At 53.7% G+C, this 15832-nt stretch carries 12 protein-coding genes; 10 read left to right on the top strand and 2 right to left on the bottom strand.

The annotated features are described in order from the left end of the window. Window positions 1-108: 108 nt before the first annotated feature. On the bottom strand, window positions 109-684 hold the full coding sequence (locus SH528x_RS32855) for a nitroreductase family protein (protein WP_442507642.1): 576 nt from the start codon (window positions 682-684) through the stop codon (window positions 109-111). 694 nt (window positions 685-1378) lie between these two features. Between SH528x_RS32855 and SH528x_RS32850 the strand changes: the two genes are divergently transcribed. After that, window positions 1379-1873 (top strand): transposase, encoded by a 495-nt coding sequence (locus SH528x_RS32850; protein ID WP_442507641.1) that lies wholly within the window; start codon window positions 1379-1381, stop codon window positions 1871-1873. Between the two features lie 344 nt (window positions 1874-2217). Here the strand turns inward: SH528x_RS32850 and SH528x_RS32845 are convergent, their stop codons facing one another. Beyond that, on the bottom strand, window positions 2218-4278 hold the full coding sequence (locus SH528x_RS32845; RefSeq protein ID WP_442507640.1) for a prolyl oligopeptidase family serine peptidase: 2061 nt from the start codon (window positions 4276-4278) through the stop codon (window positions 2218-2220). 332 nt (window positions 4279-4610) lie between these two features. Here SH528x_RS32845 and SH528x_RS32840 point away from each other — a divergent pair, with 332 nt between their 5' ends. The 9 genes from SH528x_RS32840 (at window position 4611) to SH528x_RS32800 (ending at window position 15675) form a co-directional block, all read left to right on the top strand. After that, window positions 4611-6866: a ribonuclease R family protein gene (locus tag SH528x_RS32840; RefSeq protein ID WP_442507639.1), complete on the top strand. Its 2256-nt coding sequence runs from the start codon at window positions 4611-4613 to the stop codon at window positions 6864-6866. 165 nt (window positions 6867-7031) lie between these two features. Continuing rightward, on the top strand, window positions 7032-8183 hold the full coding sequence (gene gcvT / locus SH528x_RS32835) for a glycine cleavage system aminomethyltransferase GcvT (RefSeq protein ID WP_442507638.1): 1152 nt from the start codon (window positions 7032-7034) through the stop codon (window positions 8181-8183). 39 nt (window positions 8184-8222) lie between these two features. Continuing rightward, a complete protein-coding gene (gene gcvH, locus SH528x_RS32830; protein WP_442507637.1) occupies window positions 8223-8624 on the top strand; it encodes a glycine cleavage system protein GcvH in 402 nt (133 codons plus the stop codon). A 50-nt stretch (window positions 8625-8674) separates the two neighbouring features. Continuing rightward, complete coding sequence (locus tag SH528x_RS32825; protein WP_442507636.1) at window positions 8675-9439, top strand: lipoate--protein ligase family protein; 765 nt, start codon at window positions 8675-8677, stop codon at window positions 9437-9439. 581 nt (window positions 9440-10020) lie between these two features. Continuing rightward, entirely contained in the window at window positions 10021-10707 is a 687-nt protein-coding gene (locus tag SH528x_RS32820) for an FHA domain-containing protein (protein ID WP_442507635.1), read from the top strand. 9 nt (window positions 10708-10716) lie between these two features. After that, the gene (locus SH528x_RS32815; protein WP_442507634.1) at window positions 10717-11292 is read left to right on the top strand and encodes an RNA polymerase sigma factor; all 576 of its coding nucleotides are present in this window, start codon (window positions 10717-10719) and stop codon (window positions 11290-11292) included. Then, window positions 11289-11894, top strand: coding sequence for a hypothetical protein (locus SH528x_RS32810; protein WP_442507633.1), 606 nt, complete (start codon window positions 11289-11291; stop codon window positions 11892-11894). Before SH528x_RS32815 ends, SH528x_RS32810 begins: the two co-directional genes overlap by 4 nt. Before the next feature lie 93 nt (window positions 11895-11987). Then, window positions 11988-14375, top strand: coding sequence for an alpha/beta hydrolase (locus tag SH528x_RS32805; RefSeq protein ID WP_442507632.1), 2388 nt, complete (start codon window positions 11988-11990; stop codon window positions 14373-14375). Between the two features lie 379 nt (window positions 14376-14754). Next, the gene (locus tag SH528x_RS32800; RefSeq protein ID WP_442507631.1) at window positions 14755-15675 is read left to right on the top strand and encodes a TIM barrel protein; all 921 of its coding nucleotides are present in this window, start codon (window positions 14755-14757) and stop codon (window positions 15673-15675) included. Window positions 15676-15832 lie beyond the last annotated feature (157 nt).

The raw sequence follows: 15832 nt of genomic DNA, 5'->3' as shown, positions 1-15832 counted from the left end.
CCGGTTCCCACCGGCCGGCTTGCTTCAATCCAGGCCGCAACACGCATCAAGCGTTTCGGATCGTCTAGCAAGCACCGCGAAACTCTTGCTGCCTTTGTGCTACGTCGCTCATTCGCGAACCCAGCGCACTTTGTTCTCAATCGCTCCGCGACTGCTGGCGGGCCAATCGCCTTTCGGATAGCCGAGATAAAACAAACCAAGGGCTTGGTCGTTCTCATTCAGCCCGATGAAGTCTCGCATCGCAGTGCTGGTGGCAGCAACATTGGTCGACCAAAAGCCACCTAGCCCATGAGCGGCTGCGGTTAAGTGCATGTTTTGTACGGCGCAAGCGACGGCCAATAACTCATCTAACAACGAGATCTTTTCGCTTGCTTGGCGTTTCATGCCAATCGCGATCACGACCGGAGCGCAAGTTGCGTTGGCACGCATCCCGTCGTATTTCTTTTGCTTGAACGTATCCTCGGTCGTCAGACTCTTGTAGGTCTCGGCCAAGAATTCGGCCAGTCGATTTCGAGCATCGCCGCTGAACACGGTGAATCGCCACGGCTCGGTCATACCATGCGTCGGAGCCCAATTCGCATTTTCGAGTAGTTCGTAGACGATTGCCTCGTCCACATCATGGTCAGAATACTGCGTCGGTTTGATCGTCCGCCGGTCACGAATCACTTGGCTAACAGGGAGCATATTGGGTCCGTTCCATAAGAAAATCGGGTGTCATTTAGCAAGCCGCCGTTTTACCCGATTTTACCCGCCGCGTTTAGCGAAGGTTCGATAGGTTCTCCCCGAAAGCTGGTTACGCAAAGTAATGAAAACCCCGCTACCGACGGTGAACGTTTTAGGCCCCAGATCCCGACGCGTCAGCGAGGGACTACGCTTGTCGTTAGTTGAGACTGGTCCCTCGCTGACGCTTCGGGTTGGGATAAATAGCGACGGAGTGGTGAAATGAATGGCGATGCCCTTATGACACAAGGCTGATTGGCTACCGACGTAGCTGGATCGAGTATCATCAACGTAAACAGGGATCCGTAACAGAAGCTCAAAACCGAGGAGGCGTCGAGCCGTGATCATCCCAACCCGAAGTGTCAGCGAGGGACTACGCTGATTGAGGCTGGTCCCTCGCTTACACTTCGGGTTGGGATAAATAGCGACGGAGTGGTGAAATGAATGGCGATGCCCTTATGACACAAGGCTGATTGGCTACCGACGTAGCTGGATCGAGTATCATCAACGTAAACAGGGATCCGTAACAGAAGCTCAAAACCGAGGAGGCGTCGAGCCGTGATCATCCCAACCCGAAGTGTCAGCGAGGGACTACGCTGATTGAGGCTGGTCCCTCGCTAACGCTTCGGGTTGTGATAATTAGCGACGGAGAGATGAAATGAATGGCGACGTCCCCATGCAGGATCCGATTGCATTCTTCATCACGTGGCCGACGTATGGAACGTGGCTGCCGGGCAACCAGCGTGGCTGGATCGAATACCGTCACGGTTGGCAGCTGCCCAACCGTAATCTCGAACAAATGTGCGAGACGCGAATGACGGAGAAGCAATGCTTGCTAACATTTTCGCAGCGTCAGATTGTTTCAGCACAAGTCGCTGAAACCTGTGAGTTCCGGCGATGGACCTTGCACGCGGTTGATTGTCGGTCCAACCACGCTCACATTGTTATCTCAGCCGCCAACACTGAACCAAAGAAGATTCGCAAGGACATCAAGGCGTGGTGCACCCGCCGGCTCAAAGAAAATTCACTGTCGACACGTGAGAATTGGTGGGCGGAGCGTGGCAGTATCCGATACGTCTTGAACTACGAGTCGCTAGCGACTGTCGTCGAATACGTAACGGAAGCACAGGACCGAAAAGGTGTCGAGACGTGACCATCCCAACCCGACGCGTCAGCGAGGGACTACGCTGGTCGTTGGTTGAGGCTGGTCCCTCGCTTACGCTTCGGGTTGGGATAAATAGCGACGGAGAGATGAAATGAACGGCGATGTCCCTATGACACAAGACTGACTGGCTACCGACGTAGCTGGATCGAGTATTATCAACGTAGACAGGGATACGTAACTAAGCACAGGACCGAAAAGGCGTCGAGACGTGACCATTCCAACCCGACGCGTCAGCGAGGGACTACGCTGATTGAGGCTGGTTCCTCGCTGACGCTTCGGGTTGGGATTTAGGCGGATCGGCGTGCGAGCTGGCCGATGATGAGAACAGGTCGCTACTTCAGCTTCCAAGCTTCGTCGAAGAATCCGGCGTCGACGACTTTGCCGGGCCACAGCGAGTTCGCAGGCGTGCGGATGTCGATGATCGCCCAGTCGGGAAGCTTGGGGACTTGCCGTGCATTGTTTAGATAGGCGTACTCGCGATACGTAAACCCGCTGTTGATGACCACATAACGATTCGGGTTTTTGGGATTCGGGTAGATCATTACAGGGGCGTGATGTGCAGCGTCAACGCGTTTATCATTGTCCCCGACCATCAGGCTGGCTTCGTCCTTGGACCAGGTGATGGGAAGTTCGCTGTGGATCGATTTTAGAAACGAGTTGCTCGAGGGATCTCCGAACACGATCAGATGGCTTGTCGCGATGTCCTCGTCGCTGATTTCACTGTCCTTTTTGACGATTGCATCGCCGCGGAACTGGCGACGCCACTCACGCACCAAATGATCCAATTCCGATCTTGCCCATGCGTCGGTCTCGGGGTGAAGTCCTTTGCCGCTGGGGGCGACAATGATAAATCGATCCATGAACGCATCATCAATCGGTCCTTGCAGGCCATGTCGCTTTTGGACGCCGGACGACACAGGACGTGAGCCGATTTTCCATTGATTGCCATCACGATGGATTTGGCATTGCCATGATCGGTCCGATTCCGGACGTGGTCCCACCAGGATTTGCCGGCTCGCAGCAGTTTCGCTGTCGTTGTTGGCGCTGAAATCAACGACCTCGATTTGCACGGGTTGGCGAAGATTAAACGGGGCGTCTCCTGCAGCGAGATCCATCTGAAGTCCACGAACGCCATCGAGCGTTAAGCGAATCGTGTTTTCGGGAGCTGACAAGGTGGCGCTGACGGTCGCACGTTTCCAGTGCTCGGCTAGTTCATCGACGGTTAACCAAAACGAACGGTTGTAACGTAGCGTGTAGGTGGTGAAGTCGATTGTCATGGGCGTTCGGTCACGCCCTTGCTGAGCAAGATTTGCAAGTTTGCTTTCGATGGTCTTCAGCGAATCGGGGTGAATGGCGTGTTTGGTTTGGGGGCCGATCAGGTGCGTTAGCTTCAGTCCTTGATCGCCCATCGCTTGTTCCATTATGTCGGCAGCTTGTTTTTGGATGTCCAGTTCGCCGCTGTAAGCGATTGTTGGTATGTTGAACAAGTTTGCGGCGTATCCGGTACAGTCATACAACTGCCACAGCTTTTTCTCGTACCAAGTCGGCATCAAAGTTTCGCCTTGAAACGATTTCAAAAATTCAGGGGTTTCTGAAAAACCGGCGCCAGGCGTAGCGGCAAAAAATTGACAGGGGTAATGCACTGCGAATTGCCAGCAGCCTGCCCCGCCCATCGAAAAGCCGCGGATACTAATGCGGTTTTCATCCACGCGGTATTGCGACTTGGCGTGGTCGAGGGCTTCGAGTACATCGATTTCGCCCGCGAATTTGAATGCGTTGCTGTAGCGACCATAGGGATGCACGACGAGCGTGTTGGCGGGCGAGATTTGTCCAATGCGGTTCATTCGTTCGTGAATGAAAAGCGATTCCGTGGACCGTTCGCCGCGTCCGTGTAGCCACACGTCGGTTCGATACTCGCTCGCTCCGCTGAATTCGTACGACTCGGGTACCACAACACCATAGGGCTGAACCGTGTCGTCGATACGCGACTTGAATCCTCGCACGACCAAGCCGGTTTGCGTGGTCCAGGGGGCGTTGCCGTTTTTGAGTGAGTCCGCACGAGCGTGTCCTTCGGCCAATATTTGGCGGGCTTTGCCAATGTCGTTTTTGTGAAACAGTTCGCGGTGCGCAATAGCGTCTCGGATCGCTCGCGAGAAAATCTCGACATCGGGCATCAGCGATTGCACTCTCAAATCTTTCGATTTGCGGAGCTGCTCGATTTTTGCATTCAGCTCTGCCAATCCGTCACTGAGTTCGTTCCGATCGGCCTCGCTAAGTTCGATTCCAACGGGGGGAACCGCACGAACGTTGTCGGCAACGTTGTCGCCGGGACCATCGGCGAGGGTTAGCGGTACCAGCAGCAACAGGGCCGCAAAAAAGAACAGGCTTCGCATCGGGAGGCTTTCGGAGGGGGAGAGTCGGAGAGAGGGAGGCAATTGTAATCCAACCTGATCGCGTCTTCAGCAGTGGGGGTGGCACGGTCGCGGCGCAAATAAAGTGAACCTTTTGTCGCGTCGCTGCGTCTAACTCTTCAATCCCCAGGCTCTTTCCGCGCGGCATCACTCATTTGCGACTGCCGCATTCCACGATTTCTCTTATAATCGCAAGCGGTTTTGGTGCTTTACAGCCCAATAAGATGCCTGACGAGCACTTTCTGTGTCGTAAGAGGCCGCCGGTCTCCACAGGTGGAGTGTTCGGAACCTATCAATCGGATATCTTTTCCTAAATGGATGTATCACCCGAATTAACCGACCAGCTGCTTCGTCATATCAGCTCGTCTGTCTACCGCCCTAGCAAGCCCAAGCATATCGCGACCGCGCTAAAGCTGGATTCCGATGGCTATCACGAGCTTCGGCGAGTTGTCAAACAACTCGTGATCGAAGGCCGCGTGGTTTACGGATCGAATCACTTAGTGATTCCTGCTGGCGCCTTCGAAGGAGGCAGCGATTTTGTTCGCGGCACCTTCCGTCGCGCGATGGGCGGTGGCTTTGGTTTTGTTCGCCCCGGCGAACATGATGACGACAGCGAAATTGCCGAGCATCTTTTTGTGCCGCCCGGTTCGACTCATGGCGCCCTCGAAGGCGACGTCGTCGAAGTCAAATTGCAGCCGAGTCGCAAGGGAGGCCAAGAGGCCGTCGTTGTCAAAATACTCCAGCGTGCTCGACGTCAATTCACGGGCACGTTTCGCCTGATCAAAGGCGAGCCTGCCGTGTTCCTCGATGGGACTCCCTACAGCCAACCCGTTTCGATTGGCGATGTTCGCGGCCTGCCGCTTAGCGACGACGACAAAGTATTTGTCGAGATGGTCGAATTCCCGGACGACGATGGTCACGGGGGCGAAGCGGTGTTGTTGGAGCGTTTGGGCAGCAGCACCAATCCGGCAATCGACACGCTGACGATCATGCGTCAGTACGGATTGCCCGATAACTTTCCTGAAAACGTGTTAGATGGAGCACGCGAGCAAGCGGATGCGTTTAACGACGAGGTCGTGCCAGAGGGACGCAAAGATCTGACCAAGTTGCTGACGATCACGATCGACCCGTTTGATGCTCGCGACTTTGACGATGCCATTTCGCTCGAGCGAGAAGAGGGGCGTTGGCGTCTGTGGGTGCACATCGCCGACGTTAGCAGCTTTATTCCCGAAGGAAGCGTGCTGGACGAAGAAGCTAAAAACCGGGCAACCAGCGTCTATTTGCCCGATCGTGTCGTTCCGATGATTCCTGAAATCATCAGTAACCACTTAGCCAGTTTGCAGCCGGATCGAATTCGATTGACCAAGACGGTCGAAATCGAAATGCTTGACGATCTGACGATCACGCATGTCGAAGTTCATAACGCCGCGATCCTCAGTGACAAACGCTTTGCCTACGAGCAAGTCGACAAGTTCTTGGCCGACCCTGACGCGCAGCGCGAACCATGGGGAGATGCTATTTGTGATCTGCTGTCACGGATGCACACGCTTGCAATGCAGATGCGAAAAGCTCGCTTCAAGGGCGGGTCGTTGTCGTTGGACATGCCGGACGTCAAATTGGATTTCGACAAGTCCGGGAAAGTTCGCGGCGCGCATTTGTCAGAAAACACCGAGAGCCATCAGATCATCGAAGAATTCATGTTGGCAGGCAATCAGGCCGTTGCCTCGTGGTTGGATGATTTGGAATTGAACTTCCTGCATCGTATTCATGAACCGCCGCAGCGACGGAAAATTCGCGATTTGCAGGTGTTTGTCCGTGATTTGGGATTGAACGTTGAGTCGCTCGAAAGTCGGTTCGAGATCCAGCGTGTGCTCGACTTGGTCGCTGGCACGCCGCTGGAGCAAGCGGTCAACTTCTCGGTTTTGAAATCGATGAACAAGGCGGTCTATGGACCTCAGCGTGAAGGACATTACGCGTTGGACATGGAGCATTATTGTCACTTCACCAGTCCGATTCGTCGTTATCCCGATTTGTCGGTTCACCGGTTGGTGCAAAAGCTGCTTGATGGCCAGAAATCCCCTGATGAATCGTTCCAGGCCTTGTTGCGACTCGGCCATCACTGCAGCGATATGGAACGCAATGCTCAACAGGCTGAACGCGATTTGATCGAGTTAAAACTGCTTCATTTTTTGAAGAAGAAAGTGGGAGAAAAACTCGATGCCGTCATCAGTCGTGTTTTTGCCGACGGAATTCATGCCCGTTGTATCAAGCTTCCCGTCGATGGATTTTTGCCAGTCGCCGCATTGCCGAATGACAAATATCGATTTGAGCGTCAGGGCCAGCAATTGGTCGGTTTTCGCGACGGAAATCGATTTCGATTGGGAGATTTGTTGACGGTACAGATCGCGAAAATCGACCTTCAAGAACGCCAGTTGTTTTTTGACTTGGTTAAAAACCACTCCTCAGAACCTGGCCCAGTGTCCTCAGGGCGTCCGAAGCACAGCAAGGAAAGGGTGGGGACAAAACGCAAGAACGAAGCTCGTCAAAAGAAGAAGGGGCGAAAGCGATAGAAGCATTTTTCGTTCGGGGCTTTTCGATCGCGGTGTACTGTATAAACTGACGCGTGTTGATCGGCACTGGTCGATCACACACTGATCGTTGACATCACGGCCGCCTCCCCCTACTAACGCACTCGCGGTAGCTATCTGTGCTACTTTGTCGGTGCTGAAAAATCGATGGACACTCCTGCCCCTAGCGGACTTGCCATGAATACCTCGCTTTCCACCACACCGTTGGATGCATGGCACCGGTCCGCCGGTGCAAAAATGGTCCCCTTCGCGGGCTATGAGATGCCGATCCAGTATTCCTCGATTGTCACCGAGCACCAAGCGTGTCGGACATCGGCAGCCCTCTTTGACGTTTCGCACATGGGACGCATCCGTTTTGATGGAGATGGCAGCGAACTACTGCTCGATCATTTACTGACTCGCCGCGTGTCTGATTTGCCCGTCGGCGGCGTCCGCTACGGATTGATGTGTAACGCCGAAGGTGGCGTGTTGGATGACGTCCTGGTATCGCATTTGAAAACCCCGTCGGATCGACGATTTCATTTGTTGGTCGTTAACGCATCGAACCATCAAAAGATTGTGGACTGGATCACGCCCCATCTGCCCGATTTCCCCACGGTGACGATGTCGGATCGTACCGAGTTGACTGCGATGATCGCAGTCCAAGGTCCCAAGGCGATCGACGTTTGTAAAAAGCTTTTCTCATTTGATCCAAGTCGCTTGAAGTATTACCAAGCCACGATTACGGATCAGTTCAAAAAGCCGGCTATCGTCAGCCGGACCGGCTATACTGGCGAAGACGGCTTTGAGTTGATCGTCCGCGCCGAAGAAGCCAATCGCATTTGGGAAAACATTATGCTTGCCGGTCGCGACGAAGGCTTTGCCGCAGCCGGGCTGGGCGCTCGCGATACGTTGCGAATGGAAGCGGGAATGCCGCTGTATGGTCACGAGTTAAACGAATCGATCGATCCGATTTCCGCAGGGTTGTCGTTCGCATGTAGTTTTAAAGACCGCTCGTTCGTCGGTGACGACGCGTTGCGTGCAGTGAAGGTGGCAGGTCCAAAGCAAGTTCGTGTGGGAATGATTCCCGAAGGCAAGCGGCCGGCTCGCGAAGGCTGTGACGTGCTCGATGCCGATGGAAAGAAAATCGGTTTTGTCACCAGTGGTGGGCCATCGCCGACGCTCGGTCATCCGATCGTGATGGCCTACGTTGATGCTGAGTTTGCGGATGCAAAGCAGTTTCAGATTGATATTCGCGGGAAGACCGTGGTTGCAAACGCGACCCCTCTTCCCTTTTACAAACGTCCTACCAAGGCTTGATCGTCCAAGCCTTTCGATCGTCAAAGAAGGAATTTTTGCATGGCCCGTGATCCAGAAAACTTGTTGTATGCCGAGTCGCATGAGTGGTGTGATGTGGCCGAAGAAGGTGGCGAGAAAATCGCAACCATCGGAATCTCCGCGTTTGCGATCGAGCAGCTGAACGACCTTGTCTACATGGACCTTCCCGAAGTCGGCAAAGCAGTTACTGCGGGCGAAGAATTCGGTGAAGTCGAGTCCGTAAAAGCGGTGAGCCCGCTGTACAGCCCGGTCACCGGTGAAGTCGTCGAAGTTCATAGCGAGTTGCCCGACAGCCTCGACAAATTGAACGAAGATCCCTACGACTTCGGTTGGGTGATGAAGGTCAAAATCAGCGACGACTCGAACTTGTCCTCGTTGATGGATGCTGCCGCCTACAAAAAGCAATGTGCCGAGTCGGGCTAGTTTTCCGCGAGCGTGCTGTTGATTTCATTGAAGCGGAATAAGGGAACGCGTTGCAAGCGAGATTGATCGAATTGGTGGCCGGCGGGCCAGCGGAGAACATGGCGATCGACCAGGCACTGTTAGAGTCGGTCGACCGCGATGCCGTTCCGACGCTCCGTTTTTATACTTGGTCCGAACCGACCGTTTCGCTCGGCTATTTTCAAAAGGCGAGTGATCGGCTGGCTCATTCGCCTAGTGCGAATTGTGCATTCGTTCGTCGCGCGACCGGTGGCGGAGCCATCGTGCATCACAACGAACTGACTTACAGCTTCTGTTGGCCGCTTGAATATGTTCCTGCGGGGGCGAAATCCGAGCTCTATCAGCAAACTCACCAAGCGATCATCGAATCGCTCGGGCGGTTTGGCGTCTCGGCGACCCGCTATGCCGATTTGGGGACGCAGGCGGTCCAAACGGTCACTTCCAACGAAAAACGTTGCGATCCGTTCCTCTGTTTTCAGCGACGCACCGACGAAGATCTGGTCGTGGCGGGCTACAAGGTGGTCGGAAGTGCACAGCGGACAAGTCGCAAGGCAGTTTTGCAGCACGGCAGTATCCTGCTGGACGTCAGCCCCCACGCCCCCGAATTGCCGGGTGTGGTGAACTTGACCCCGCAATCAATCGCGATCCAAGAGCTCGCCGAGGTGCTGAGTATGACGATGGAGCACGTATTTGGCATGAAATTTGATGTTTTTTCAACGGGTGAAGAGTTCAATCAGCGTGCCAAGCAGATCCGATTGACTCGATTTGGTCAGCCAGAATGGAACGAAAAACGTTGAATTATCCAGTTTTGTATCGCTAGTCCCTCCTGCGGGGTGGTTTTGTTTAAGCTGGCTGTTAGAGGCGATACAAAGGTACTAACGTTTGCACTAAAACGTAAAGACTGGCATTCTCCTCGACTTGAAACTACTTAGAATCAGGGGTGCGGTGGTAAATTGACGAATATGGACATGGTTACTTTACCGCTGTAGTGTGCGTCAGTTTGCCGTTAATAGCCCATTGGCGTGGTTCGCTGAGGCCGCTAGAGAATTTTTTGAGATAAGAAGTTGGCGCTGCGGGAAACGAGTTTTAGGAATACGCTTATTGTTAGTTTCCTCAACCAAGGTGTGCCGCTGTATCGCACGCTAGTGTGACGTTGAGGGCTATGATGGTTACGCGAAGGAATACTTGGAGCGATTTTCGAATGAGTCGCGAATCCTTGTGAAGCGATTTTTAGAAGCGATTGGGATTTATTTCGCACCCCAGTCGATATTGGCGGAGCGAAAATGATTCTTGGCGATTCGTTGACCAAGAGGGTTGTAGGCCAAATAGGGTGGCGACCGCATTCGGATGCGGATGGCCATCAATTTAGAGGTGCTTCATGAAAGTTATGTTGAAAGTTCTGACGGGAAGTCACGCAGGCAAAGAGATCGCCGTTGCCAGCGAGAAATTTCTGATTGGACGAAGCGATTCTTGTTCGCTGCGTCCCAAGAGCGAATCGGTCAGCCGCAAACACTGTATTATTGTTCTGAAAGAAGGCCGCGTTCTTGTCCAAGACCTGAAGAGCCGAAACGGTACTTTGGTGAACGGCAAGCGGTTGCCAACGGACATGGCAAAAGTGCTTAAGCCAAACGACAAGCTAACGATCGGCAAGTTGGAATTCGAGATTTTGATCGAGCACGGTCTGCAGGCAGCGAAGAAGCCGCAAGTGGCCAACGTCGAAGATGCCGCTGCTCGTGTGGTCCAGGCAGGTTCCGGGGACAGCAAGTTCGAAGAGGTCGACGTTAATTCGTGGTTGGACGAAGCGGACCAGATCGATCGTGTTCGCAAAATCTCTGATCCAGAGACACGCCAGTTGCGACTTGATAACCCCTCTGAAGTGAAAAGCGAACACGCGTCGGATAGCACCGAGCTTTCGATCAATGAAGAGGAATCTTCGTCTCGTAAACGCAAAGTTCCTGACAAGCAGAAGCCGATGAAGCTGCCCGAAGGAATGAAGAAGAACATGAAAGAGAATTCACGTGATGCGGCCGACGATGCACTGAAGCGATTCTTTAGCGGTCGTTAGGAAAATGGGATGGAAGAATCGACTGCGTTTCTAATCGAACGTCACCGCCAAAACGATCCCGTAGCGTTCGAGAAGCTCGTCGGACGTTACCATTCGCTCGTGTTCGGCGTCTGTATGCGATTCATGCGTCATCGCCAAGACGCAGAGGACATGACCCAGGAGACGTTTTCGCGTCTCGCTCGTTATTTAGGACGCTGGGATTCCAAACGGCCAATTGAGCCGTGGTTGGTCACGATCGCTGGGAATCGCTGTCGCACCGTGTTGTCGCGTCATCGCCACGAGGTCGCAACGGGTGTTCCGGTTGAGCCCTCGGCGGATCGCGTGCAAGAGAAAATCGCCGCCGACTCGTTGCGCGAAGAAGTGCGATTGGCACTCGCCTCTCAACCCGCAAATCATCGACGGGCGTTTGACTTGTTTCACGATCATTCGATGAATTACGCGGAAATCGCAAGTCAGCTTGGCTGTCCCGTGGGTACCGCAAAAACGTGGGTCCATCGAGCTCGCGTAGCCATTATGGAAGAATTGCTCAAACGCGAAGTGGTGATCGTTGCCAGAAATGTCGTTGGCTCGGAGGTGAAGCGATGACTTGCGAAGAATTTATGGCGTCGCTTCAACACCAGATCGACCAGCGGGAATCACTCGAGCACAACGACCTGCTTCAGGACCATGCCTCGCAGTGTGTTTCGTGTCACCAGCATTTGATCGCGTGGCAACAAGTCGCCTCCGTGCTGCCGTCCCGCCAGCCCTCTCAAAAGGTTTCGCTTGCCGATTCTGACTCGCAAAAATATCGCGGCGAACTTAATGGTTCGCGTGCTCGCATGGCACAGCGCAGCATCATGGTGGCAATGTTACTAGCGGCAGCCGCTGTCTTGATTTTCGCATTTCGATTGCCCGAGTCACCTGAGTCATCGATCGCCTCGGCCGATCCTGGACCTTCATTGCCGTCAACTCATGCGGAAAACGTGGGGTTGCCGATCAACGGTTTGCCGATGCTGGGGGCCGAAAGCTCGGCCTACATGATGCGGACCAATCCCGTGGCTTGGTTCCAAGACGTCCAGCAACGCGATTGGCTAGGGCAAACGATGCCAACGGTCGAGTCGTTTCGCGATGGGGTCGCTCCGATCGGTCGTTCGTTATTGCGGGCAGTAACGATTTTGACGACTTCGGGACATGGCCGCCCGTCTTAAGTAAAATAGAAATCTCGATCCACGGCAAAAGTACCGCCAGACCGAGTGCGGCCGTGGTACGCGTGATTTGACAGAAATGAAGGACTAGGGCGGATGAACATCTGGTTGCGTCGAACGCCGGGCATTGCCGTGCTCGTTGGTGTCATTCTGTTCTCTGCACGGTTGCCGTCCAAAGCAAACGCAGAGGAATTGTTTCAGCTTCGCAACGGAATGACGTTGCGAGGAACCAAGGCCGAGATTGCCTCGCTGAATGCCAACGCGTTTTCGGCCGCCGCTGCAGGCGAGATCAAACTGAGGCCCATCTGGGTCATCGATGACGGTTTGACTCGGATTTACTTTCACGGCAATGGTATGTCCGCTGCTCCGCCTGTGGCCGTCCGTGATATCGAACAAACGATTGAATTTTGGCAGCCCACGCCGCTTGGTGGCAAGGAGATTTCGGCGATCGGCAGCATCCTTGGGGTTTCGCCGTTTAATGAATTCGGCCGCCGCGTGATGACCGTACGCGGTGTCGAAGGTAGTCCAATGCGTTTGGTCCAAGGCGTAACCGAAATCAATGGCCGTTATGCCAGAGTCCAAGGGCTGAAGGGGGAAACGTCCTACGTGTGGGATATGCGGTTGGCGACCAGTTCGCTGAAATCGGATGTCCTAAAATCGATCTTCCGCCGGCGAATGGACTGGGACAACCTCGACAAACGTCTCGAGGCAGTTCGTTTCTTTATGGAAGCCGGTCGCTATGGGGATGCGATTGATATTCTCAAAGAAGCAATTGATGACTTTCCCGAAGCCGCAAAGATGCAACGTCAAGTCGTGGCTCTGACCGAGCGTCAAGCAACTCAGTTACTTGACGAAGCAAAGTTGCGGGCCGAGTCGGGACAGGAAGAATTGGCACTGCAGATCCTCGAACAGTTTCCTATTGATCAACTTGGCCGCGTGACAAAATTGCAGGTCGAAGATGCAATCGAAAAAATACGAGGGTCTCAGCAGCAAGCCAAGTCGTTGATCGAACAACTTGATGGACAAATCGCCCAACTAAAACAAGCGCAAGCTCTGCAGCCCATTTTTGCTGAAATCAAAGAGGGGCTTTCCTCGGCAACGATGATTCGCTTGAGCGATTACATACGTTTGGGGCAATCCGAGGCGGTTCCCCTCGAAAATCGCGTTGCCCTTGCGGTCGCAGGTTGGTTGCTCGGCAGTGGTTCGGGCGAACAGAACTTGACCATCACCATTTCGCTGGTCACCGTCCGTGATCTGGTCGCGGAATACTTGGCCACGTCGGATGCGGCGCGGCGTCAAGCCATTCTGTCTGAGTTGCGAAATCTCGAAGGTGCCGAAGCGGAGTATGTCGATCGCATGTTGCCGCTATTGACGCCCACTCTTCCTTGGCCCGAAGGATCTCAGCACGAGACCATTTCAGGAATGCACGTGGTTGGCGACGAAACGGAACAGCTCGATCAGCCGCCGCGGCCACGCTACGTGATTCAATTGCCACCGAATTACGATCCGCTTCGCGAGTACCCCTGTGTGCTCGCGTTGCACCCGGTGCGAGGTACTCCGGTGTCGGAGATTGATTGGTGGAGTGGTGTTTACAACGAAGAAATGCAGGCCAGGTTGGGGCACGCGTCGCGATACGGGTTTATCGTTGTCGCGCCACTGTGGACTCGCGACACGCAGGGTGATTACGAATACAGTTCCCGAGAACATGAACGCGTGCTGGTTTCGCTTCGCGATGCAATGCGTCGATCTTCGATTGACGCAGATCGCATTTTTATTGCGGGGCATGGCGAAGGGGGCGCTGCGGCGTGGGACATTGCCTATTCGCATCCTGATCTTTGGGCCGGCATGATTTCGATTAGTGGTGAACCGGCGAAGACGATTATGTTTTACCATTCCAACGCGCCCTATGTGCCGATGTACCTGGTGATGGGGGAACGTGACGGAGCTCCCACGCCGTTGGTCCGTAACGGACCAGTCATGGACGACTACGTCAAATTCAAAAGTGATGCGATGGTTGTGATGTATCGAGGCCGGGGGCGTGAATTTTTCTATGAAGAGATTCATCGCCTGTTCGAATGGATGCGTCTGCCATCGCACGTTCGCAAAGATGCACCTGATGAGATCGATGCCGTCACGATGCGTGAAGGAGACACTTTCTTTTGGTGGTTAGAACTGGGAGCACTCAAACCCGACGTCGCGGTCGATCCGTTGTTGTGGGAACAAGCCGAGCGGCCTCGTGCTGCTTCGGTTTCAGCGTCGATCGGGAATGACAATCAGATTCGTATTAACCAAGGCCCGACGGAGCAATTTAGGGTCTGGCTTCGTCCGATGCGGAATCTCGACATGGCCAAACCGGTCACGATTCGCTATCGCACGCGTCGAGTGTTGGTCGAGTTTGATGGTTCGCTGGAAACGATGCTCGAAGATGCACGTCGGCGGGCGGACCGGAAACGAGCCTTTTGGGTTGGCGTCAACGTTCCTTAGTGTTTTAGGTAGCGAAACTCGCAGAGAGTTTTGGTGCGTCACCCTAAATCGCCGATATCTCTCGCCGTTGGCTCCGTGTGGAATCTCCGAAATTTGCCTGCAAAGCATCGGTGGGGACAATCTTGCCCCAACGCAGGCTCGCCCCGAAATACACACGTCCTGATCCACACGCGTCCTTTGGGCTAACAATGTTTCGTGCCATAGGTGCGGCATGTTGCATAACGGCAGTGAAAGTCACGCAAGGTTACGATTAGGGATTTTTCTGGATAGGGCGAACTTTGACCGCCCCCGCCCCGTCCAAATTGGGCATTTCCAATGGATCGCTTCGCCTACAATGGTCGTATTCCCCAATGACTCACTCTGCTTAGGAGCGTATGCCGTGAAACGACGTGATTTTCTAGCAACACAAGCATTGTTCGCAGGAACTGCCCTCTCGATGGCCCAAGGGACCACGTGTCATGCCGAGCAAAATGAAGCGAGTCAGACAAATTCAAGCGACGACGGTGAGGCAACGAAGGCCAAATCACGGCGTGTTCATCAGTCGGTGATGGGATGGTGTTTTAGTGGCATAGATGCGGCGACCTTGGCAAAGCACTGCAAACGCATAGGCTTCGAAGCGATCGAGGGTATTCCGGCAACCAGCTACGATGCGGTCACGAAGATTGGCCTAAAAATCGCTTTGACCGGTAGCCACGGTTTCGCCAATGGGCCGCTCGATCCTGAAAATCATGCGGAAGTCGAAAGAAAGCTACGTCAAGGAATTGATTTAGCTGTGCAGTATGGGGCGCCGAACGTCATTACGTTCACCGGAATGGCAAAGAAAGGAATCAATGATGCGTCAGCACGTCGCAACTGTTTGGATTGTTGGAAGCGCGTACTACCTTATGCCGAAGAAAAGAATGTCGGCATCGTGCTCGAACATCTCAATAGTCGAGATGATTCCCACCCGATGAAGGGGCACCCAGGTTACTGGGGTGACGATCTGCACCTTTGTGCCGATTTGGTCAATGCGATGGATTCACCCAAATTCAAACTGTTATTTGATATCTATCATGTGCAGATCATGAACGGAGATTTGATTCGGAATATTCGCCAGTATCATCCGATTGTGGGGCATTATCACACGGCCGGGAATCCAGGCCGTGGCGAACTAGACGAGAACCAAGAAATCAATTACCCAGGGGTTATTCGAGCGATCGTCGAAACGGGATATCAAGGATATATCGCCCAGGAATTTATACCCACAGCCGACGATCCGATCGATTCACTGGAAAAAGCCTTCCATATTTGCGACGTCTGATTTTCCAGAAGATCGACACAAGCATTGCGGATGACATGACACAGCGGATGGCAAACAAGAAGCGACATTACAGTGAGAACCCAATCGCACGGCGATGTGTCGAATTTATCAGTGTGATAGCAAATCCGATTACAGCGACGAGTCCAGGAAATTTTTT

Origin of the sequence: Novipirellula methanifontis (genome assembly GCF_052161655.1) — a bacterium.
Lineage (GTDB): Bacteria > Planctomycetota > Planctomycetia > Pirellulales > Pirellulaceae > Novipirellula.
This window is presented reverse-complemented; position numbering and strand designations above follow the sequence as displayed.